Source organism: Paracoccus versutus, assembly GCF_029909795.1.
GTDB lineage: Bacteria > Pseudomonadota > Alphaproteobacteria > Rhodobacterales > Rhodobacteraceae > Paracoccus > Paracoccus versutus.
Window position 1 is genome coordinate 1,393,721 of record NZ_CP038196.1, and the last position, 18,779, is coordinate 1,412,499.

The 18,779-nt window shown below is 64.0% G+C and carries 25 protein-coding genes; 4 read left to right on the forward strand and 21 right to left on the reverse strand.

What is annotated here, in order from left to right:
• Nucleotides 1-207 (reverse strand): hypothetical protein, encoded by a 207-nt coding sequence (locus tag E3U25_RS06945; RefSeq protein ID WP_147304453.1) that lies wholly within the window; start codon nucleotides 205-207, stop codon nucleotides 1-3.
• Between E3U25_RS06945 and E3U25_RS06950 the strand changes: the two genes are divergently transcribed.
• Nucleotides 206-1,006 carry a DUF4145 domain-containing protein gene (locus tag E3U25_RS06950; RefSeq protein WP_116220820.1) on the forward strand — a complete coding sequence of 267 codons (801 nt, stop codon included), beginning with the start codon at nucleotides 206-208 and terminating at the stop codon, nucleotides 1,004-1,006. The two genes, E3U25_RS06945 and E3U25_RS06950, sit on opposite strands and share 2 nt — an antisense overlap.
• Here the strand turns inward: E3U25_RS06950 and E3U25_RS06955 are convergent.
• Genes E3U25_RS06955 through E3U25_RS06965 form a run of 3 tightly spaced genes read right to left on the reverse strand, consistent with a single transcriptional unit; the run spans nucleotide 995 to nucleotide 4,496 of the window.
• Complete coding sequence (locus E3U25_RS06955; protein ID WP_116220819.1) at nucleotides 995-1,582, reverse strand: hypothetical protein; 588 nt, start codon at nucleotides 1,580-1,582, stop codon at nucleotides 995-997. The two genes, E3U25_RS06950 and E3U25_RS06955, sit on opposite strands and share 12 nt — an antisense overlap.
• The gene (locus tag E3U25_RS06960; RefSeq protein ID WP_072462899.1) at nucleotides 1,579-2,235 is read right to left on the reverse strand and encodes a hypothetical protein; all 657 of its coding nucleotides are present in this window, start codon (nucleotides 2,233-2,235) and stop codon (nucleotides 1,579-1,581) included. The genes E3U25_RS06955 and E3U25_RS06960 overlap by 4 nt, the downstream gene beginning before the upstream one ends.
• Entirely contained in the window at nucleotides 2,232-4,496 is a 2,265-nt protein-coding gene (locus E3U25_RS06965) for a phage tail tape measure protein (RefSeq protein WP_147304452.1), read from the reverse strand. The genes E3U25_RS06960 and E3U25_RS06965 overlap by 4 nt, the downstream gene beginning before the upstream one ends.
• 27 nt (nucleotides 4,497-4,523) lie before the next feature.
• Here E3U25_RS06965 and E3U25_RS06970 point away from each other — a divergent pair, with 27 nt between their 5' ends.
• Nucleotides 4,524-4,886, forward strand: a complete 363-nt coding sequence (locus E3U25_RS06970; RefSeq protein WP_147304451.1) for a hypothetical protein — start codon at nucleotides 4,524-4,526, stop codon at nucleotides 4,884-4,886.
• 273 nt (nucleotides 4,887-5,159) lie between these two features.
• Here E3U25_RS06970 and E3U25_RS06975 read toward each other — a convergent pair whose 3' ends face one another.
• The 17 genes from E3U25_RS06975 to E3U25_RS07055 all read right to left on the reverse strand — a co-directional run bounded on the left by E3U25_RS06975 (nucleotide 5,160) and on the right by E3U25_RS07055 (nucleotide 17,962).
• The gene (locus E3U25_RS06975; RefSeq protein ID WP_116220816.1) at nucleotides 5,160-5,495 is read right to left on the reverse strand and encodes a hypothetical protein; all 336 of its coding nucleotides are present in this window, start codon (nucleotides 5,493-5,495) and stop codon (nucleotides 5,160-5,162) included.
• A gap of 2 nt (nucleotides 5,496-5,497) precedes the next feature.
• Nucleotides 5,498-5,917 carry a phage tail tube protein gene (locus E3U25_RS06980; RefSeq protein ID WP_147304450.1) on the reverse strand — a complete coding sequence of 140 codons (420 nt, stop codon included), beginning with the start codon at nucleotides 5,915-5,917 and terminating at the stop codon, nucleotides 5,498-5,500.
• Nucleotides 5,918-5,941: 24 nt separating this feature from the next.
• Nucleotides 5,942-6,364 carry a hypothetical protein gene (locus E3U25_RS06985; RefSeq protein ID WP_116220814.1) on the reverse strand — a complete coding sequence of 141 codons (423 nt, stop codon included), beginning with the start codon at nucleotides 6,362-6,364 and terminating at the stop codon, nucleotides 5,942-5,944.
• Between the two features lie 2 nt (nucleotides 6,365-6,366).
• The gene (locus E3U25_RS06990) at nucleotides 6,367-6,690 is read right to left on the reverse strand and encodes a head-tail joining protein (RefSeq protein WP_147304449.1); all 324 of its coding nucleotides are present in this window, start codon (nucleotides 6,688-6,690) and stop codon (nucleotides 6,367-6,369) included.
• A complete protein-coding gene (locus E3U25_RS06995) occupies nucleotides 6,690-7,040 on the reverse strand; it encodes a DUF2190 family protein (protein WP_116220812.1) in 351 nt (116 codons plus the stop codon). Before E3U25_RS06995 ends, E3U25_RS06990 begins: the two co-directional genes overlap by 1 nt.
• Nucleotides 7,041-7,124: 84 nt before the next feature.
• Nucleotides 7,125-9,206, reverse strand: coding sequence for a head maturation protease, ClpP-related (locus tag E3U25_RS07000; protein ID WP_116220811.1), 2,082 nt, complete (start codon nucleotides 9,204-9,206; stop codon nucleotides 7,125-7,127).
• Entirely contained in the window at nucleotides 9,199-10,698 is a 1,500-nt protein-coding gene (locus E3U25_RS07005; protein ID WP_116220810.1) for a phage portal protein, read from the reverse strand. The genes E3U25_RS07000 and E3U25_RS07005 overlap by 8 nt, the downstream gene beginning before the upstream one ends.
• 1 nt (nucleotide 10,699) lies before the next feature.
• Nucleotides 10,700-10,900, reverse strand: a complete 201-nt coding sequence (locus E3U25_RS07010) for a phage head-tail joining protein (protein ID WP_072462889.1) — start codon at nucleotides 10,898-10,900, stop codon at nucleotides 10,700-10,702.
• Nucleotides 10,900-13,080, reverse strand: coding sequence for a phage terminase large subunit family protein (locus E3U25_RS07015; RefSeq protein ID WP_116220809.1), 2,181 nt, complete (start codon nucleotides 13,078-13,080; stop codon nucleotides 10,900-10,902). The genes E3U25_RS07010 and E3U25_RS07015 overlap by 1 nt, the downstream gene beginning before the upstream one ends.
• Before the next feature lie 14 nt (nucleotides 13,081-13,094).
• Complete coding sequence (locus E3U25_RS07020; RefSeq protein WP_281029239.1) at nucleotides 13,095-13,799, reverse strand: terminase small subunit; 705 nt, start codon at nucleotides 13,797-13,799, stop codon at nucleotides 13,095-13,097.
• A gap of 86 nt (nucleotides 13,800-13,885) precedes the next feature.
• Nucleotides 13,886-14,608 carry a hypothetical protein gene (locus tag E3U25_RS07025; protein ID WP_166435390.1) on the reverse strand — a complete coding sequence of 241 codons (723 nt, stop codon included), beginning with the start codon at nucleotides 14,606-14,608 and terminating at the stop codon, nucleotides 13,886-13,888.
• 165 nt (nucleotides 14,609-14,773) lie between these two features.
• The gene (locus tag E3U25_RS07030; protein ID WP_116220808.1) at nucleotides 14,774-15,415 is read right to left on the reverse strand and encodes a hypothetical protein; all 642 of its coding nucleotides are present in this window, start codon (nucleotides 15,413-15,415) and stop codon (nucleotides 14,774-14,776) included.
• Nucleotides 15,415-15,984: a hypothetical protein gene (locus E3U25_RS07035; protein WP_116220807.1), complete on the reverse strand. Its 570-nt coding sequence runs from the start codon at nucleotides 15,982-15,984 to the stop codon at nucleotides 15,415-15,417. The genes E3U25_RS07030 and E3U25_RS07035 overlap by 1 nt, the downstream gene beginning before the upstream one ends.
• A gap of 246 nt (nucleotides 15,985-16,230) precedes the next feature.
• A complete protein-coding gene (locus E3U25_RS07040; RefSeq protein ID WP_116220806.1) occupies nucleotides 16,231-16,851 on the reverse strand; it encodes a DUF1376 domain-containing protein in 621 nt (206 codons plus the stop codon).
• Nucleotides 16,835-17,065: a hypothetical protein gene (locus E3U25_RS07045; RefSeq protein WP_116220805.1), complete on the reverse strand. Its 231-nt coding sequence runs from the start codon at nucleotides 17,063-17,065 to the stop codon at nucleotides 16,835-16,837. The genes E3U25_RS07040 and E3U25_RS07045 overlap by 17 nt, the downstream gene beginning before the upstream one ends.
• 1 nt (nucleotide 17,066) lies before the next feature.
• Nucleotides 17,067-17,264 (reverse strand): DUF7220 family protein, encoded by a 198-nt coding sequence (locus E3U25_RS07050; RefSeq protein WP_147304448.1) that lies wholly within the window; start codon nucleotides 17,262-17,264, stop codon nucleotides 17,067-17,069.
• Nucleotides 17,261-17,962 carry a hypothetical protein gene (locus tag E3U25_RS07055; RefSeq protein WP_116220803.1) on the reverse strand — a complete coding sequence of 234 codons (702 nt, stop codon included), beginning with the start codon at nucleotides 17,960-17,962 and terminating at the stop codon, nucleotides 17,261-17,263. The genes E3U25_RS07050 and E3U25_RS07055 overlap by 4 nt, the downstream gene beginning before the upstream one ends.
• A gap of 212 nt (nucleotides 17,963-18,174) precedes the next feature.
• On the opposite strand from E3U25_RS07055, the gene E3U25_RS07060 reads away from it, so the two are divergent.
• Nucleotides 18,175-18,405, forward strand: coding sequence for a hypothetical protein (locus E3U25_RS07060; RefSeq protein WP_116220802.1), 231 nt, complete (start codon nucleotides 18,175-18,177; stop codon nucleotides 18,403-18,405).
• 180 nt (nucleotides 18,406-18,585) lie between these two features.
• Entirely contained in the window at nucleotides 18,586-18,774 is a 189-nt protein-coding gene (locus tag E3U25_RS07065; protein WP_116220801.1) for a type II toxin-antitoxin system HicA family toxin, read from the forward strand.
• The last annotated feature ends 5 nt before the right edge of the window (nucleotides 18,775-18,779 follow it).

Consider the following 18,779-nt stretch of genomic DNA (forward strand, 5'->3'; position numbering starts at 1 on the left):
TCAGGAAACATCGCCAGGCCGCTGCTCGCGCGACGCCAGAATGTAATCGACCAGCCCAAGAACGACCGACCGGGGATCGGCCTTGGCAACAAAATCCAGCATCGCGATCTCAAGCAAGACTCGATTGCCGCCATGACTCTGGATCACCGAGCGAATAGTGTCTGCTGAGACCACCCACGGCCGATTCTCCTGCAAGGTGTTATTCATGCTGACTGCCTCCATTGTATGCCCGCACTGCGGAAAAGCTGATCTTGCTACGTTTGCCGAAATTCATGAATTTGGAGCAAAGGACGATGTTTCGGAGGAAATCGCTGAAAGAATAAAAACAATAGGGACCAGCCTTGGTGACGTCGCCAGAATTGATATCAGCAACACAACTTCGCGAACAAAGTTCGATTCACTCCTGAAAGACATGGCGCCATATGCAGGGCTGTTGTTCTGCCAAAGTTGCTTCAACCCAATATTAGCGATTACTCACTTAAATCGCGTAGAATACGCCAACCATGCTCTGTATTTGAGAAAGAGCAGCACTGGCCGGCAAAACTCCCGGCTGACGATGGATCGTCTGACGCTATACCCTGCACCACCAAAGCTTCCATCACACCCATCTTGGCCGGAACGTGTGCAGCGCCTCGTCCCCGACATAGATCGGATGATCCAACAGCGCTTCGACCCCAGTATCCCAATTGCCACCTCCAGAACCGTGATCGACTTGTGCACCAAAGACTTGGGAGGGAAGGGAAAGAGCATTTATGACCGAATAAACGACCTTTTGTCGAAAGGCGTTATCACCAAGCCGATTGCAGACTGGGCGCACAAGGTCAGGCTACTTGGAGCCGATGCGACCCATGACGCCGATGGAACGGAAGAAGAGGTGATCGAACTGGTGAACTTCATACACTTTTTTCTAAAAGCCGCATATGAGTTAAGTTCAGATATCGCCAAAGGAATTGCTGAAGACGGTCCGCCCAATATCACTCATGATGACAAACAATCAGCCGAATAGCTTCTCTTCCTGGAACGTGTCGGTCGGCATGAAGCGCAGCGAGCTGTTCGGCGCCCCGATGAGCCGCGCGTGATCCGCCACGGTGTATTGCAGCCCCGGCGCGGTATTGCGCCCGGTGAACGGCCCCTCGAAGGTCAGGGTGATCCGGCGCTCCAGCCCGCCCGACAGGTCGAACTCGATGTGACCGCCCCGCCGGGTGAGCCAGCGCACCGGCGCATGGACCGGCGCGTGGAACTCGGCCATCGAGCCGAGGGGTTGGAGCCAGAAGACGATCTCGCGGCCCCTGACGTAGTCGGTCCCGAGCGCCCGCACCTGGGCGACCAGGTCGCCGTCATCGGGATCGGGGATGAAGGTCAGCGACAGCGATCCCGCCGGCGCCTCGCCCTGGATCGAGAGCCGCAATTCCGAACTGTCGATCAGCTGACTACCGATCCACTCGCGGGCCGCGACGTCGACAAACCGGCCATCGGCGCCCAGCAGGAAGCGGAAAACGCCGTCGGCGGTGTCGATGGAGACCATGTCCATCAGCCCCACGGAATCGGCGCGCGGGTTGAAGCCGGCGGGCAGAACGCTCATCGGTTGATCCACTCCATGAGTTCGAGCTGCGGCCGCGCTACGCGGTCCAGGTCGTAAGCCGGAAAGCCCATCGCATCCGAGGCGCCGACAAACAGGCCGCGGGCCATCAGGTCGATGGACGCACCGGGCGGTATCGCCCTGCGCAACATCTTCACCTGCAAGGTCGTCGCCGCGCCGCTGCCGGACCTGCCGACCACGGCGAAAGGCCAGTCGTTATGGCTGAGGTAACAGCCGACCGGGATCGGCCGCGGCGCAGCGCGCTCATCGACCACGACGCTCGAGGCGCCGGCCGCCGCGCCGGCAGGACACACCACCTGCGGCCGGGGCTCGACCCACATGCCCGCCTGGTAAGCCCGCCACTGGCGGCTCCAGTCGTCGCCATCACCAAGATCGAACACGGCAGGATCGACCATGCGCATGCGGTAGGCGTTCACCCGGCCTTCCGCACGCAGGATCAACGCCCGCCAGCCGCCGATCATCTCGGGGGGAAAGACCAAGGACGGCGAGCCGACGAAGCGCGGCAAGCGGTTGTAGACCACCTGTTCCGAGCCGTCCGTGCCCTCGGCCGGGGGCTGGCCCCGCCAGTCCGGGCGCCAATCCACGTTCAGCGCCCGGTTGAAGATCAGCGGCACGTCGATGATATCGCGGTTCACCTGGTGCCCCTCGCCTGCATGTCGCGCAGCTGGCCCGGCATGGCCTGACGCGCCAGCTGTGCGGTGCGCATGTCGCCCGCCGTCGAAATCTGCGCCACCCGCGCATCGAAATACGGGCTGGGGATGATCTCGATAGCCGTGCGTTCGACCTGCGCCGCTCTGTCAGCCATGCGCATGGACACATCATGCGGAATGATCCGCGTGCCCGACGGCAGGTCCACGATCTCGCCGCCCCGCTCGTTGATCCGGGTCAGGCCGCCGCGCCAGCTATTGGTGCCATTGGCATTGGCGCCGATCTTCGGCAGGAGGCCGCCGAACCACTTGCCCAAGCCCGTGCCGCCCCAAAGGCTCATGAAGGCGCTGTCGGCCCACATCTTCGCCAGCTGCTGAAGGACCGAGCGCAGCGCATCCTTGAAGGACGTTGCGCCGGACACGAGATCGCCGAAGGTCGTTTTCAGGCTGTCGCGCCAGCTGTCGGTCGATTCCTTCAGCTGCTTAAGCCCCTCGTTGGTCCGGGTCAGCGCCGCGATTTCCTTGCCGCTCTGGCTGGTAGCCGCCACCTTGGCCTCGCGCAGGTTTTCCCAGACGCTGGCCTCGGTATCCGACATCCAGAGCGTGGCTTTCATCTTTTCGCTTTCCTCGCGCAGGCGCTTCAGCACCTCCTGCAAGGGCGTCAGTTTGGCGGCTGCGCTGGAGCCGGATTTCCCGGCCTTGTCGGCGGCCGCCGCGAGCCCACCACCCGCGCCGCCGGCGCCATCGCCCAGGCTGTTCGCCGCGTCCTCGGCGGATTTGGCGATCAGACCATTGATACGGGCGACCGATTGCAGCGGGGCGCTGACCTGTGACCAGACCTCCTTTAGTTCACCAGAAGCAGCGTCGGCAGCATCCCTTGCATCGGACGATGCCTTACTAAGCCCCGCGATCGCGTCCTGGAATGGCTCCGCCTCGCTGAGAGCCGCTCCGAACAACTTATTGAACCCGGCAGCAATCCGGGACAGGAACCAGGAAAAGTTCGCCAGCATGTCATGCAGACCGGCGAAGAATATCCGCTTCATGGATTCCACCCCTGCCTCGATGGCCGCCGGAACCATGTCGAACGCTACACCGATCCGGTCGAATACCTCGGCGGCGACGTTCTTCAGTTCGGCAAATGCGCCCGACACGCCCCCTGTCGCCTTGATTAGCGCAGCCAGCCCGGTGACGGCCCGATAGATCAGCCCAACCGGCGAATTTGCGATCATCAACCGGAACGCGTCGGAAAGCCCGGTGGCCTCATCGACGGCCCGCGCCGCGGATTTCGTGAGGTTCCACAACCCCGATGCAACCGATGAAACGATGGTCACCAGCGACGACAGGAAGTTGACGAGGATCCTGACGGCACCCGCGATCCCGTCGAACACCACCCGCAGGCCGCTGCCTTGCGTCATCAGCGAAACGAACGCCTTGGCGATGGAATCGACCATGGGGGCGAAGGCGGCGCCGAGGGTATTGCGCACGCCGCGCATGACGATCCCCACCTCGCTCAGGCTCGCCTTCATCGCAGCGAGCGAACGAACGGTTTCGTTGCTCATGACACCGCCAAGCGCCTTCGCCCGCGCGGCATATTCCTGCATCGCCTTGCCGCCGTTCTTCAGCAGCGGCAGCAGCGCGGTGCTGTCGGAAGCGATGGCCTCCATGTAGAAGGTGAAATCCTGCTGGTTGACGTTGGCCTTTTCCAGGCTGTCGACATAGAGCTGGAGGGCCTGCGGACCCGACAGCTTGCGGAACTGATCCGCCGTGACGCCGACCTTGGGAGCGATCACCTCGAAGAAATCCTTCATCGGCCCGCCGCCGGTCGAGATGAAGTCACCGACCCGGTCGTTCATGTCCTTGAGGATGTCGGCCAGCTTGTCCTGCTCGACGCCGACGGTACGCGCCCCGGCCGCCCAGGCCTGAAACTCCTCGGGCGTGGCGTTGGAAAGCCGCGACAGGTTCTGGATCTCCCCGGCGGCATTGATCGCGGAAATCGACAGCCCGGCCAGCGCCGTCGCCGCCAGCGCCGCACCCTTGCCCAGGGCCGCGGCGGCATTGGTGCCGATCGACGCCAGCGCGCCCTGCAAGGACTGGACGCCCGGCACGCTTCCGAGCGCGCCAAGCCTCTTGTTCACATCCGCAGAGAACCGGGCGAGGCCGGCTTTCGCTTGCTTCATCCCTTCCTGAAGGGCAGCTTTATCCAGTGACAGGCCGACACGAAGGCGGCCAACCGTCGCAGAACTGGTCATCTATCGTCTCCAGGCAGGAGGATTTCCATGAAGGCAATTGCAGCCATCGCATTTTCACTGATGGCGTTTCAGGCGGCAGCACAGGACGCGCTGCCGCCTATTGCAGAAGTCACCAATACGATCTCCGGGAAAGAGGTATTGGTTGAGGGGAAAATTGGGAGAATGATGGGTAGCTGGGGGGTAAGGACTGGACACGGCACCTATCGCGCTGAGCTTGCCGTTGATCGGGACACCCTAGCAAAAATCCAAAATTGCAGCCTCGATGGCTTCCGGGAACCGAAGGACTGCAACATCAAAGCCAACGCAGAAATTGTCATTAAGGGATCAGACATCTCCCTTATTCTCTACGAAATTACCCTCCAGCCCGAGCCCGCCACTGATCCATCGTGATGGCGGGCAATCGGGCTTTGGCGCCGTCCAGATACATGCGCAGATCCTGCTTTGGCTTTGGGCCGCGTCGCAGCATTTCCGAGAGCTTCGGAAGCTTTGTCGCGCGCTGCAACGCGGCTGAAGCCCATGCCGCCGTCAGGATCACATCCTCCTGCCGCTCGATCCGTCCCTGGGCGGCTTCCATCTCGATCAGCAGGAGGCGAGGCGTGATCAGCCAGAACCGCTCGGGACACTGTCCAAGCGACAGCCACGCTTCGTAGAGCCTGGCGAGGTTCAGCGCCTCGCCTTGCTCTTTCCCGGCCGGCCCTCGCTCTTCTGGTCGGGAAATGCCGCCGTCAGAAGCTTTCCCGGCAGGCTCATGTCGGCCGCGAGAAGTTGTTCCGCGACATCGCCCGCAACCTCGGGATGGTGCCGTTCCAGCGCCACATCGACGATGCGCAGCAGGACGCTGAAATCCGGCAGATCACCCTCGGCCTGCCCCATGCCCTGGATCGGATCGAGGTTGGCGCCGTATTCTTCCTGCAGCCTCGCGATGCCGCGCAGGCCGAGCGCCAGGCGATATTCCTGGCCGCCGACCTTCGCGATCACCTCGCCCGTGAAATCCGCCATGATCAGCCCCCACTCACGATCTGGGCCGAAAGGCGGAAGGTGGCCTCGGCCGTCATCTTGTCACCGATCGGCGCCGAGCGTCCGTAACCCTTGAGGAAGGCAGAGAACGACTCGGGATCTTCCGCGCCGGCCAGGGTAATCTCCAAAATGACCTCTTCGCCCGAGGCCTTGATAGACCGCAGCAGCACATCGGTCGGCGAATCGGGGATGTAGTTCATCGGGATGGTGATCTCGCCACTGTCGATCAGCCCGGCGATGAACTGCCGGCGCCGGCCGGGCGACTTCATGTGTGTAACCTCGACCTCGTCCACCTGCTCATCCGGCAGCGTGAGATCGCCGATCAATTCGAGTTCGGTGAAGGCCGGGGTCGCGCCCCGCCCGATGCGCACCGTCGCGCCATAACCAAGCATACCGTCAGGCATGGTGTTTCACTCCAGGGCTGGATTTCAGGGAAGGGTCGCGACCGGCCGCCAGGATTGCAGCCGGAAGCTCATGACAAGGGTGCCGACATTGCGTTCCGCCACGGTACTGGAGACCACGCTGGTGTCTTCCAGCGCACAGGGCTGGTCGAGCCTGCGCAGAGTTGCGAGCACGATTGCCTCGATGACCTCGCTGTCATCATCCAGCACGTCCTCGACATCATCACCGCCAAGGCGCCGAACCGCGACCTGCAAGAGCGTCCGTCGGACGGTGGTTTTCTGGGTGTCGCGCTCGCAGCGGTCCTGCGGCGTCAGGACGCCGATCACCGGCAGGCTGTCGGCATCGACCGAACCTGGCCAGACCTTCAGGGCGGTGAACCCAGAAAAACGGGCATTGGCGATGAGCGCGGCAAGAACGCTGGCGCGGTAGGAGGATCGATAATGCGGCATGGTCAGGCGCTCAGCTGCAGTTCGCAGATCAGGAAGGCATCGACCGAGGGGGAGCCGGAATGATGGACCACCATCACCTTGTAGGTGCGGCCGTCCGGAACGACGATCAGATCGTTTCTCCGGGCCTCGGGTGCGAGATCGCGGCGAACGCGCCAGCTGGGCGCGTCGATGCGAACCACTTGGCCATCCGCCCCCTCGACCTCGATCGGCGCCTCGCGAAAGAGCGACTGGATGTCGCGTTCCGCACCGTCCTGCGGGATGAACCGGACCTGATCGCCGAACACGCCGGAAAGCAGACCCGTCATCCCGAGGAACAGGCGGGACATCAGACCTCGGGCTCCGCGGGCGCAGCGCCGTTCAGGCGGACCTTGCCGGTGCCGGACGGGTTTGCCGCAGCCTCGATCGCCACGCCGATGAAGATCGCGCCGGCGGCGGGGCTGACGGTGCAAAGGCCGCTGGCCGGGGTGACATAGACCGCGGCGCCGACCGTCCATGCCTGCGCCGAGATTTTTCTCAGCTCGTAGCAGCCGACCAGATGGACTTCGACAGGATCGCCCAGGGCCGCATCGTGACCAGCCACGCCGGCCAGTACGCCTGCAACCACGATATCCCCGGAATTGACCGCCGCCGGCGCCGGGATGGAAACCGAAGTCCCCTTTTGCAGATAGTTTTTCATGTTCCGCTCCGGAATTTCAGTGTCATGAACGACAAGAGCCGCCCCGCGGGCGGCTCTTTGTCAGGGTGATCTCATCGACGCCGGTCAGCCGGGGTTCTTCCAGCCGCCGCGGAAGTCGGCGGCGCCGAAGCCGAAGTCGTGTTCCACCGTCATCGAGAAGCCTTGAGTTCCGAAGGGCTCTTCGGTGCGAACGCGGGGCGCCTCCTGCCCTTCCAGGAAGCCGTAGACCCAGCACGGCGCGCGCTCGGACAGCAGATACCAGGCGCCGTCCTCGATTTCCGTGGTCACCACCGGCTTCAGCTTGCCCGAGAACGGGTTGACCGCTTCCGTCGCGGTGGGCGTGATCTGCGCCACGAACATCTCGGCCGCCGTTTCGTTTTCCGGCCCGACCAGCAGGATGGACGGCGACAGGTTCAGCTTGAGCCCGTCGATCGATTCCTGCACGCGCATGGCGGCCCGGCCGGCCGAGACCGTATCGGCCTCGATCCCACCGCCCGCCGGGGCGAGGTTGTTCCGGGACGCGTGGAAGAGCGGGTTGCCGTCCGACAGCACCGCCGTCAGCGCCCCCGAATAGAAGGTGCGCTCCTCGAAATGCGCCACCGTCTCGCCGTAGCTCGACAGCAGATCGTTGATCGCCCCCAGATCGTCGTTGATCATCATCTGACGGCTGATGGTCAGACCGCGCGCATAGGGCACGATCACGGCGGTTTCGCCGCTTTCCCCGAAGGTGCCCCATTTGATCTCGCCCGTCTCGCCGACCGGCAGGAGCATCGGGAAATCACCCGCCCGGACCAGCGGCATGGGCCGGAAGTCGCGGAAGTTCTTCTTCTTCGAGATGCTGCGATAGGTCGGCTGGAACTCGCTGTAGCGTTCCAGCAGCACCCTGTTCAGCGCGTTCTGGAAGATCGCCGGGAAATCCGAGGTCGAATGCGATGCATCCATGAACACCGTGACCTTGTCGCCGGCCGAGCGGATCTTGCCCCGGTGCCCGATGGCCGCCGCAGCCATCTCGACCAGCGACATATCCATGTAGGGACGGGCCGCCGGCGTCGAGGGATCGCGGCCGGTAATCTGGGCATGCAGCGCCGACGCCATCGCCGTGCGACGCGTCGAGCGCTCGTCCCGGATGATGGAGCTGCGCGGCGCACCGGGCCGGGCCATGGTGGCGCCCCTGGCATGTTTCATCTTGTACTCCTTGGTGGCCTGCCTGATGGTCAGCCCGCGCTTGATCCAGCCCATGGCGATATCCGCGCCGATCTTCCGCGAAGCCGCAAAGTTGAGGATCGCCGTGGCATGGGCGTTGGGTTCGTCCTCTTCCTCGGCTTCGGGATCGTCATCCTCCTCGGCCTCGGGGTCTTCGTCCTCTTCGGCTTCCGGATCATCCTCCTGTTCGAGTTCGGGATCGTCCTCTTCGTTCAGTTCGGGATCGTCCTCTTCCAGGCGCCCCTCTTCCTGATCGTCCATCTGTGCGCGCCCCTGCGCCTTTTTACCCTTCGGCATCGCTTTCCCTTTCTGCTTGGTTTGAGACGGCGCGGCCATCATCGCCGCGATCATCGATACGTTGGCCTGCCTCGCCAGCCCGTCACCGATCTGCCGCAGGCTTTCGGGAGCCTTCGGATAGAGTCGGTAGTCGAAGAGCGCCACGGCGGCCGCGTCGGTGCCTTCATCGGTTTCCGTGGCGAAACCCGCCTCGACAGCGCCGGGGCCGTCGAAATAGGTTTCCGCCTTCATGATGTCGCGCGCCTCCTCGACCGAGATGCCGGCGCGTGCGGCGTAGATGCCGGCATAGGCATTCGCCAGAACCGAGAGCGATTTCGCCGCGTGCAGGTGATCGTCCTCGGTTCCACGCCCCTGCGTCCACCAGTTGGCCGGATCGTGCACCATCATGATCGAGCCCAGGGGCATGACGATCTTGTCTCCAGCCATGGCGATCAGCGAGGCGGCCGAGGCGGCGATACCCTCGATGATGACCGTGACATCGCCGTCATAGTTCTTCAGCGAGGTATAGATCGCCTGTCCCTCGGTCGCGATGCCGCCGCCGGAGTTGATACGGACGGTCAGCGGCCCCGACATGCCCGCGATCATCTCGCGAACAGTCTTGGCCGTGAAGCAATCCTCTTCCCAGAAGGAATTGCCGACCGTCCCGGTCAGGAAGATTTCATTCATCGTTGTGATCCTTGTCGGTAAAGGTCGGGTTTTTCCTCGACACGTCCGCACGCGGATCGCTGTCGAAGGGCAGGCCCAGTTGGTCGGCTTCCTCCTTGTCCTGCAGCTGCTCCTGCAACAGCCGCTCGGGATCGACGCCAAGCTGGCGAACGACGCCCTGACGCGACTGGAACCCGGAGCGAACCGCCTCGCGCAGCGCCCCGAACTCGCGGGCCGGATCGACCAGGATGCGATGCGGCGGCACCCAACTGAGCCTGACGGTGCGGCGATCCTCCCAGATCAGCCTCTGGAAAACCTCATCCTCCTCGGCCTCGGCCCAGGCCTCGACGAACCAGCGGCCGAAGGGATGAAGGAACATCGGCACCATCATCAGCCATTGCCAGCGGGAGATGTTGCGATCCATTTCCAGGCGGCCGATGCGGGCGGAACTAAAGTTCACCCCACTGAGATCGCCGGTCAGCGCTTCATAGGTTATGCCGACGCCCATCGCCGCCGAACGCAGCACGCTCTTCTGGAAATCGCCGAAATCGCCGACCTCCGGCGGGTCGGAAAATTCCATCTCCTCGTCTTCGGCGATCTCCATGATCACGCCGGGCTGCAGCGTCCCGCCGAGTTCGACCCGCGGCTTCCGATCCGCACCCATGCGGTGAAAGGCGGCAAAGCATGCGGCGATCTTCTGACGCATCAGATGCGCATCTTCCGAATCGTCGATGTTCAGCAGCTTTTCCGCGATAGGCGTGTACCAGCTGACACCCCTGGTCGCCCCCGGCCGGTCGAAGGCCCGGAAGACGTGGATGATGTCCTCCGCCGGCACCCGTTCCGAGATGTAGGGCGATGTTCCGGGGCGCCACTCGCCGCCGGGATGCTGCGCGAAGAGCCAATAGGCGACCCGGTCTCCGGTGTCCTTGTCGTACTCGATGCCCTCGCGGATCTCGTTGCCCTCGATCGAACGGCCGAAACGGCTGTCGTCGATATAGTCCGGCTCCAGCACCTCGATTTGGAGAGGCAGTGCCAGCCCGGCATTCGCCGGGCGGTGCCTGCGGATCAGAACCTCGCCAGCATCGACGATGGTGTTCATCGCCGCTGTTTGCAGCCCGTAGAAATTCAACAGGCCGTTGCGATCGATATCGGTGGTGTCGAGATGATCCTCGATCAGATCGAGGCCGCGCGCGCGAATCCTCTTCTGGACCTCATCGGCCAGCCCCTTCGAGGGCTGGATCTTCGGGATGATGCCGTCTCCGACCACATTGCCCGTGATGACCTGCTGCACGCGCGCCGAGAACGGCGTGTTGCGGATCATGTCCCGCGCATAGAACGCAATCATGCGCCGGTTGCGGCCGGCAAGGTCGGCATCCGACCCGCTGGGACGAATCCCGTCGTTGCGATAGCCGAGCCTCGCGGCACGGTAATGCATGGCGATGGTGCGGGCCTTCTCGCGCTGCGCCGCCCGGCGCGGCGACAGCGCCATGATGACGCGATCGAGAATGTTCATGTCACCCCCGCGAGAAGGTCGGCAGATGCAACCCGCCGCGCCGCGACAGGCCGGCATCCAGTTCCGCCTCGATGACGGCGGCAAGCTTCAGCATCTCATCGAGGCTGCGGAAGGTGACCTTCTCGCCCGCCACCTCAAGCGAGGTGACCCCCTTGGCGATGTTCGCCTTGAGCGCGGCAAGGTCCGCTGCGGTATAGGCCATCAGAGCCACCTTCCTCTTTTCTGGATCCAGCCACCGCGACCAGGCGCCGCGGCGGCCGCATGGACAGGCCGGCGTGCCGGCGGTGTGGCCGGCACCGACGGTGTCGCCGCATCATCGGTTTCGTTTTGCTCGGCAGCGGGCGCTTCGGCCTCGGCTTCCATCGCGACCAGGATCAGGTGCGGGTTCTTTTCGCCCCACGACGCCCAATCGACGGGATCGGACCAATCGATCCGCTCGCCGCCCTTGATGATATGCATCGCGCGCGCCTGGACGAGATGGTCCAGGCTTTCGTTGCGCACCATGCCGGGCCGCTTGGCCCAACCATCATCCTGCCGGCGTTCGGCGGTGAATTCGGTCAGGTGATCATCGCCCATCCATTCCGGGATCAGGCACGCGTTGATATGCCCCGCATCCGCCCGCAGCGATGCCATGACGGCATCCTTCAGCCGATCCGTGGCCATGAACAGGATTCTGATATCCTTGGCCACGCGCCGGCGCTTGGCCTTCTGGCTGGCGCTTTCCGGAGCCTTCAGCCAGACCCGATCCGGCTTTTTCAAGCCCCCCTCGCCGCGGGTGAGATACCACCTCTGCCCCTGCCCCGCGCGGCGTCGACCGCGATAGAACCGATAGGCGTTATCGGTGGTCGCGCCCCCGCCATGCATGTCGATGGCGATGGAAACCGCCGTCATCCGTGCGGTGCTGTTCGCAACCGGCCAGCTACGCTCGGCCAGCGCCTCCAGCACGACCCAATCCTCGGCGATCTCGAAGGGCTTCACCGTCCTTTCGTCGCCTCCCGGCGCCTGGAACAGGTCGAACCGGTCGATCGGCATATGCTGGCCGTTCTCGCCCCAGGCGGTCGCGCCGACGACGAACCGGGTTCCCTGAACGTCGACGGACACCGTGATATAGCGCGCCCAGGCCGGGGCGACGCCCTTCGGCAGGTCCATGCCGCGGGCCTTTTCGCGCAATCCCTGCACGGTCACCTCCAGTTCGGATATTGCCGAGCGCGGGAAATACGGCTGCGCAAGGCCGGTGTTCATCACCGTCTTGAGCTTTTCCTCATCGCCCGTGGCCTCGAATGTCTGGACCGCCTGCCGGTATTGGGTCACCAACTCGCGCCAGGACGCAAAGGCCGCTGCTGCGCCGTCGAGCCAATAGCTCAGCATGTCCGTCTTTCGAACCAGCCCGCTTTCGATCGGCACCAGGGCCGGCAAACCGTCCGGCCCCGGCACGCTGCTTTCGTGCAGCCACCGGCCGGAACAGTTCAGTTCGCGCTTCAACTCGTGGCCGAATCCCTGGCGGCAATGTGGGCAGATCATCTGCGCCGCCTCGCCGGCCTCCATGGGGTCCGCGCTTTCAGGATAGCGCAGGCGCCGGAACGACGGCTCGAACTCCTCGCCGCAGATCGGGCATGGCCAATACCACCGCCCACGCGTTCCATGCGGGTAGAGCGACAGCACGCCGTATTCCACGGGCGGGCAATCATGCGGCGTGACCGGCTTCCACGCTTCGTCCTTCAGCGGCGCGCCGGGGCTGCTTTCGACAACCACCATGCCACGCGAAAGATAGGTTCGCGCCCGCGCCCGCATCAGCGAATAGGCATCGCCCTCGCCGTCGATGCTTTCCGGGAAATGATCGTAGTCGGTTCCCAGGACCAGACGGATGGTCGCCGAACTGAGCTTGGTGATCGTCGGCCAGTCCAGGGTCAGCTGCGTACCGCCCGTGAACAGCTTGTGATAGATGTTGTCGGACCCCCTGCCCTGCGCCTGCCGGGCGCGAAGTTCCGGGCTGTTGCGCACCATCGGCGCGATCTTGTTGCGCTCGAACTCCGCCGCTGCCTCGCGCGTCATCTGGAACAGCGCCACCCGTCCCGGATCGGCGCAGATCGTATAGGTGATGGCGGATTGCAGCATCTGCGTCTTGCCCGACTGGGACGGGCCGCAGAACGCCATGCCGCGATAGGCGCGCGACGCGATCATGTCGGTCGGCTCGACCATATAAGGCGTCACGTCACGCCGGAAGGGCTGCCATTGCCCGGAGACGTTGACCCGCATGTACTTTTCCGCGGCCTCGGTGACCGAGATCTTCTCAGCGGGCCGCCAGGCGGGAATCGCGAATTTCAGGGCAACGCGCGGGTCGGCATAGGGCGGCAACGGTTCGAAGCTGTCGAGCGTCCGCATCCCTGCATACCCTCTCAGATCAGAAGCCGCGCCCCCGGTTCCACATCCGGCAGATCGCGGCCCTGCAATTCTTCTTCATCGATCCTGTCCGCGATGGCGCTCAGGATGTCGGCGCCGATACGACCCACCGCCGCCACCTCCGGCGGCGCCAGGTCCAATTCACGCTCCAGACGGTCGGGCATGGATTCGATTCCGTCGCGAACGATCTTTCCGATGCTTTCCAGCAGCTCGATCACGTCGGTGAGCGGCACCAGCTGGCCGCGCCTGCGCTGCGCCTCGGACCATCGCATGTCAGCTTCGGCCAGTTCACGGCGCTCTTTCGCGCTGAGCTGCGCGGCGGGGTTGTTGACATCGACCCCCAGAAACTCCGCCCGCAACAGGTTGATCTGGTTCTCATTGTGCCGCGATCTGGTCTCAGCCTCAGCCTCGCGGGCATGGCGCCAGGCCCAGCAATGCGACAGGCGCAGCACATAGGCACGGCCGTTGCCGCCCACCTGCGCCACCGGCATTCCGTCGCGGATCCATTTCGAAATCGTGTTCACGGTGGTCGAGAGCGCCTGGGCGATCTCTTCCTGGTTCATGTCCGCGTCCAGCACACCGTCCGGCAGCGGGAAGCGGCGCAGCTTTTCGGCAAGATCGTCGTCGACCTCGACAGCAAGAAGCTTTGGCGCAGCATCCGGCGCCGGCGCGTCAGACCCCAACAACAACCCCATCTCCATGATTTCACTGGCCTAAAAAAATTTTCGAGCATCGGGGCGCGAATGACCCCCGACAGATCGTTTTCGAGGAAGGACCCGACCGGATTTCAGTCGGGGGAGGCCCGCCGCTCGACCATCTTCGCGAAGGTCCGGCGCAGGTGCCCCGGCAGCCGGTCCCGAAAGACCTCCTCGGCCCCGTCGAAGAACCCAAGCCGCTTGTCATAGGTCGGCATGTACCGGGTGAAATGCAGCACCTTGGCAATGGACCCGTCGGGGTTCCGCTTCCAGATACCCGGCGAAAGCTTCGATCCCTCGCGCGGAACGAAGAACCCGGCCCGGCGCTTGTTGCGCTTCCGCGCCACCTTCGTGGTGTTCGAGGTCGTATCGCGCTGCGCCTGCACCGCCGAAAGCGCCTGGTTGCGTTCTCCGGTCGACCAGTTGCCGTGCGCATCGAGCTTGGCGCCGCCGGCAGGAACCGCGGCAGCGATGATCCCCGTATATGCCAACCGCGCATCCAGCAGACCTTCCAGACCAGTCTGGCCGCGCTGACCGCCGAACTCCTGAACCTTCAGGTAATGGCGCTTTCCGACCGTGGGCCGTTCGATCACTTCGGCCTCAAGATTGCTGGGCCGCGCGCCCCTGATCGTGAAGGCGTTCTTCGTGAACCTGGTCGGTCGGTCAAAGACCTCGCCCATCCGGTCCTGCACATGCTTCAGCACATCGGCAGCGGTGTCGTTCAGCGCCCAGGTCGCGGCCACGTTGATATCGCGATCCGCCAACCGGGACATATTGGCCTGCAACTCCCGATCATCGACGCTGATCTTGAGCATGATTGCCTCTGATATCGGCCAGCCGCCCCGCTGCCGCAGCTAGCCATACACTCGCGCCTGTCGGCGGGCGCGCTCGGGTATCCCGGAAATGAGAAGCGCCCGCGAGGATTTCTCCTCCGGGCGCACGTGTGGTAACGGCACAATGTCAAGGAAGCCAGGGGAAAGTCAATAGGCATTCCATGGAGAGAGTTCAGGAAGCCCGTCCACCAGCCTGATAGCGGTGAACGCGCTGCACCACGACAACGTCGACAGCAGGTGCAGCAGCGCGCCATACCATGCCAGATACTCGCGACGCCGATTGGCCAGGACAGCAGCCGTTCCGGTATAGCTGATGGGACAGATCACCGGCCGATAGGTTTTCGTCCTGCTCTTTGCGTCTCGAAAGGTCACGGCATCCAGCTTGCGCGTGCCGGCCAACCATTCGCCATCGTCGGTCATATCCCATCCGCAGGGCAAAACGCCCAGCTTCTCATCCTCCCGCCAGTCCGGCACACGCCGCGCCCGAGCGCATTCGGCAACGAGCAGCGCCATGCGCCGCCCGCCCACACCGATCGGCAGCGCCTCGACCGCAGCCGCGATGATCTGCGCATCGGGATGCGGTTCGCTGGTGCCGCCACCATCGACCCGGCAGCCAAGCTCCCGATGGCGCTGCAAGATCCAGATGGTGTCGACACCGGGCCGGTCGAACTCATGCGCCCCGGTTTCGTCGAAGTCGATCCTGGCATGCTCGACAGCGAAAGCCCATTCCAGCGCCTGCTGGATCGTCATCTCGCGCACCGCGGCGCGACGCGGCCACATCGCGTTCATCACGCCCGCCCTTCCGCGATTTCGCGGCACCGCTGCAGCACCGCGATGCGTTGATCCCGCCATTCCCGGTCCGCCGGTGCGAGTTCGCCTTCCCGCGCCAACCGGGCGTCGAGATCCTGCAGTCGCTGCACAGATCTGGCTGCGGCATCCCGAATAGTCTTGAGCGCCCACCCGCCCGGCCAGCGCCGCGTCTTGCGCAACTCGGCCAGCAGCTCCGGCGCCCAGCCCTCCGCCAGCGCCGCCTGCCCGCAGGCATGAGCAAAGACGGCCCTGATCAACGGCGATGCACCGTCGCCCGGCGGCTGGATGTCCGCCGCCCAGGAGAGGATCAGGTTGGCGATCGGGAAACGGTCGCGATCCTTCCCGCCCGGATTGGCGGCGACCTGCTCTTCCAGAGCCATGAGGCTCGCCTCCGACATATAGGCCAGGCGCGCGCACATATCCCTGACCATCTCCTCGAAACCCGCAACGGTCAGCGTCGTCGGCTTCGCCAGCCCTCGCTTCTTCAGCGGCTCGACCAGAAGCTGCATTACGCGCTTTTCGCCCTGTGCCTGTTCCTCGCTGTTCATCCCATCACCCTTTTTCTCCAGCCTGCTGACTTATCCACAGGCGACCCCCTTGCCGCCTGTAAGGGTTTTCATGTCTGTGTCTTGTCGGTGTGATGTTTTGTCCTTGTCCTGTAGGGCAATTACAGTTGCGGACCTGAAATCATGCTGAAATCTGACTGTCATCAACTGTAATCATTACAGTTCATTTCAGTTGATTTCAGCGCGATTACAGCGTTTTACACCACGGTCACCCGACCGTCAGACACCTCACCCGTTCATCGAAACCACCTTCGGCCCGCCCATGACGGCTTCCATCGCGACCCGGACGTTCTCGGTGGTCACATAGAGATCGTTGTCCCGCAGCCATTGCGCGATCTGCTCGACTGCGAACTCGTTTTCCGCGATGCGCGGATGTTTCGCCTCGCGAAGCTTGGACCGGACGCGCGATTTCATCGTGGCCCAGGCCGCAACCTCGCGGCCCCGCTCGCGCCCGCGCTTGCGGGAGAACTGGTCGCGCGCGATCTCGGCGATCAGCGGATGGCCGAGACGCGGCCGCGCACCTGGCGGCGCGTCGTCGATATGCACCGGCCGCCAGCCATAGAGGGAACCGGCGCGGGCCTCGCGCCAGCCCTCGATATCGGTCCCGAACCGCGCCAGCTGCGCCAGCTCGATATCGTCGTCGGGCAGCGTGCCGGCAGGATCCTGTTTCATGCTGGCGGCCCACAGCAGCAGCGCGGTGCTGATATCCTGCCGCCGGCCGTTGTAGATCGCCGAGGCCACGAAATGCGACGACAACAGGCGATCCACATAGAGCGGCATCCAGTCGTAGCTTTGCAGCCGGTCGCCATGGCGCAGCGGATAGGCCCAGAAATCAGCAATCGGGTCCATGCTCTTCCTCTTGGTGATCGACACTTCCCGCGCCTTGGGCGCGGCGGTCGATGCGTTGAAATTTCGGGCGGGAGATGTTCAGCGCCGTCACCCGCACCACGTCGGCGTGGGTGATCGGCTCAGGCAGCGCCAGGAGGTCGTCGCGAAGATCGCGGATGCCATCGCGCCCGCCCTTGCGGTATGCGTTGCCGAGCCTGTCACGGTGCTTTCTCATGTCAGCACCCCCTTCCGCGCCCGATCCGGCGGAACACGCGACGCAGCACGAATGTGCGGACGGTGGACAGTCCGAAGAACATGCCGGTGATCCCGGCGCTGGCGGCAGGCGAGAACCCCAAAACGGCCCAGGTTACCAGCCAGCTTGCCGCCAGGCCGATCACCGCATTGGTCAGCGCCTCGATGGCGTCCATCGTCATAGCAGCACCCCCTGATGCAGCGCCTGGCCGTCCTCGCGGTTCATGAACCGAAATGCCGGTTCCGTGCCCTGCCAATTGCGGTCCCAGATGAACCAGTCATTACGCTGGGGCGGCGAGCCCTCGCCGGTGAAATCCAGCTTCCAGCGCATCAGATAGCAGTAGGAGAACGGCCGGGCGTCCAGCAGCGCGCCGAGCCCGTTGGCCCGCGCCGCTGGCCAGTCCCAGGACAGCAGCAGCGCGAGGTAATCCCAGCCTGGCATGTCCAGCGTATGGCGCAGCCAGCGGCCATGTCCGTCCCGCGCGTTGATTTCGCAGAACGGCGGATTGGTGATGATCGCCCGCGCCGGGCTGCGGTCGAAGGAATAGAAGTCAGCAACGACCGCGCCATCGCAACCGCGGTCGATCAGGTCGGACGCATGGCAGGCGATTCCGGCGGCGCGGATCTCACGCACCAGCGCCCCGTCGCCGCAGGCCGGCTCCCAGACGCCGCCGCATTCGCGAATCCGGGCGCCATCGCGCGCCAGCAGGCCGCGCACCGCCTCGGGTTGGCCGGTCGGATAGAAATCCTCGGCCCGGCGCACCTCGACACGCGGCCGGACATGGATCGGGGCCTCAGGCATCAGCGTCAGCGGCTCCTTGACCGTCGCACCCTGGCCGCTGATGGCCCGGAAAAGCGGCTTGGCGGAGGGCGCGGTCATTCTACACCTCGTCCGCACCCGTTCAGGCGACGAACACCCCAGAAGCTTGGGGCTGCACATGATCCATCCACTAAATATGGATTGAACTGTTCCCTCTTCGTGCCAGACAATGGGAGATGCAGGACGACTCGCGCCAACGAGTCGCCCTGCGGGTGAAGCCGTCGCCCAGCAGCAAAGGACGGCCCCAGAGCAGCCATGTGAAAGGAAAAACCATGGCCACTTACTATCACCCGGAAACGGGTGTCTTGCTGAACCACATCACGGTTCAGCGGTCCAGCCTTGACGACAAGGAGGCAGCAACCGCTCGCCTGCTCTACCAGCAAGGCCTCAAGCAGCAACACATTGCAGCAATGCTCGGAACCAACCAAGGCCGGGTAAACGAAGCGCTTGGCCATGGCAATGGCAGGAGCGGCGGTGGCCAAGGCCAAGGTTCGCTGTTTTGAGTGCCGGCGGCGGTTCGCTCCGCTGCCATAAAAAAGGATCGGGCGGCAAGCTTGGGGGCAGTTCGCCCGATCCAACACGGAGAGGCAGATTCGCCCCTGATATTGTGTATCATAAAACACAAGCGCCTTGCATTGTCCGGCGCTGTTGTGTATCACTATACACAAGAAAGAGGGGCGGGAATGGAACGCAACAGCCGGAAGCTGATCAAGATGCTTGAGGCGGACGGCTGGGTCCGGGTCGCGGTCAAGGGCGATCACTGGCAGTTCAAGCACCCGGAGAAGCCCGGCCGCGTGACCGTTCCGCACCCGAACAAGGACATCAAGGCCGGCACCGTCATGTCGATCTATCGACAGGCCGGATGGCGCTGAAAGGA

Bases quoted from the DNA above. Each gene is read 5' to 3' on its own strand.
- E3U25_RS07050 (WP_147304448.1), bottom strand. From the start codon at position 17,264: ATGACGATGGACGCCATCGAGGCGCTGACCAATGCGGTGATCGGCCTG.
- E3U25_RS06980 (WP_147304450.1), bottom strand. From the start codon at position 5,917: ATGCCTGACGGTATGCTTGGTTATGGCGCGACGGTGCGCATCGGGCGG.
- E3U25_RS07020 (WP_281029239.1), bottom strand. From the start codon at position 13,799: ATGGAGATGGGGTTGTTGTTGGGGTCTGACGCGCCGGCGCCGGATGCT.
- E3U25_RS07060 (WP_116220802.1), top strand. From the start codon at position 18,175: ATGGCCACTTACTATCACCCGGAAACGGGTGTCTTGCTGAACCACATC.
- E3U25_RS06995 (WP_116220812.1), bottom strand. From the start codon at position 7,040: ATGAAAAACTATCTGCAAAAGGGGACTTCGGTTTCCATCCCGGCGCCG.
- E3U25_RS07030 (WP_116220808.1), bottom strand. From the start codon at position 15,415: ATGAACGCGATGTGGCCGCGTCGCGCCGCGGTGCGCGAGATGACGATC.
- E3U25_RS07065 (WP_116220801.1), top strand. From the start codon at position 18,586: ATGGAACGCAACAGCCGGAAGCTGATCAAGATGCTTGAGGCGGACGGC.
- E3U25_RS06950 (WP_116220820.1), top strand. From the start codon at position 206: ATGCTGACTGCCTCCATTGTATGCCCGCACTGCGGAAAAGCTGATCTT.
- E3U25_RS07005 (WP_116220810.1), bottom strand. From the start codon at position 10,698: ATGAACATTCTCGATCGCGTCATCATGGCGCTGTCGCCGCGCCGGGCG.
- E3U25_RS07000 (WP_116220811.1), bottom strand. From the start codon at position 9,206: ATGAATGAAATCTTCCTGACCGGGACGGTCGGCAATTCCTTCTGGGAA.
- E3U25_RS06990 (WP_147304449.1), bottom strand. From the start codon at position 6,690: ATGTCCCGCCTGTTCCTCGGGATGACGGGTCTGCTTTCCGGCGTGTTC.
- E3U25_RS07055 (WP_116220803.1), bottom strand. From the start codon at position 17,962: ATGACCGCGCCCTCCGCCAAGCCGCTTTTCCGGGCCATCAGCGGCCAG.
- E3U25_RS07015 (WP_116220809.1), bottom strand. From the start codon at position 13,080: ATGCGGACGCTCGACAGCTTCGAACCGTTGCCGCCCTATGCCGACCCG.
- E3U25_RS07010 (WP_072462889.1), bottom strand. From the start codon at position 10,900: ATGGCCTATACCGCAGCGGACCTTGCCGCGCTCAAGGCGAACATCGCC.
- E3U25_RS07045 (WP_116220805.1), bottom strand. From the start codon at position 17,065: ATGAGAAAGCACCGTGACAGGCTCGGCAACGCATACCGCAAGGGCGGG.
- E3U25_RS07025 (WP_166435390.1), bottom strand. From the start codon at position 14,608: ATGCTCAAGATCAGCGTCGATGATCGGGAGTTGCAGGCCAATATGTCC.
- E3U25_RS06985 (WP_116220814.1), bottom strand. From the start codon at position 6,364: ATGCCGCATTATCGATCCTCCTACCGCGCCAGCGTTCTTGCCGCGCTC.
- E3U25_RS06970 (WP_147304451.1), top strand. From the start codon at position 4,524: ATGAAGGCAATTGCAGCCATCGCATTTTCACTGATGGCGTTTCAGGCG.
- E3U25_RS06955 (WP_116220819.1), bottom strand. From the start codon at position 1,582: ATGAGCGTTCTGCCCGCCGGCTTCAACCCGCGCGCCGATTCCGTGGGG.
- E3U25_RS07035 (WP_116220807.1), bottom strand. From the start codon at position 15,984: ATGAACAGCGAGGAACAGGCACAGGGCGAAAAGCGCGTAATGCAGCTT.
- E3U25_RS06945 (WP_147304453.1), bottom strand. From the start codon at position 207: ATGAATAACACCTTGCAGGAGAATCGGCCGTGGGTGGTCTCAGCAGAC.
- E3U25_RS07040 (WP_116220806.1), bottom strand. From the start codon at position 16,851: ATGGACCCGATTGCTGATTTCTGGGCCTATCCGCTGCGCCATGGCGAC.
- E3U25_RS06965 (WP_147304452.1), bottom strand. From the start codon at position 4,496: ATGACCAGTTCTGCGACGGTTGGCCGCCTTCGTGTCGGCCTGTCACTG.
- E3U25_RS06975 (WP_116220816.1), bottom strand. From the start codon at position 5,495: ATGGCGGATTTCACGGGCGAGGTGATCGCGAAGGTCGGCGGCCAGGAA.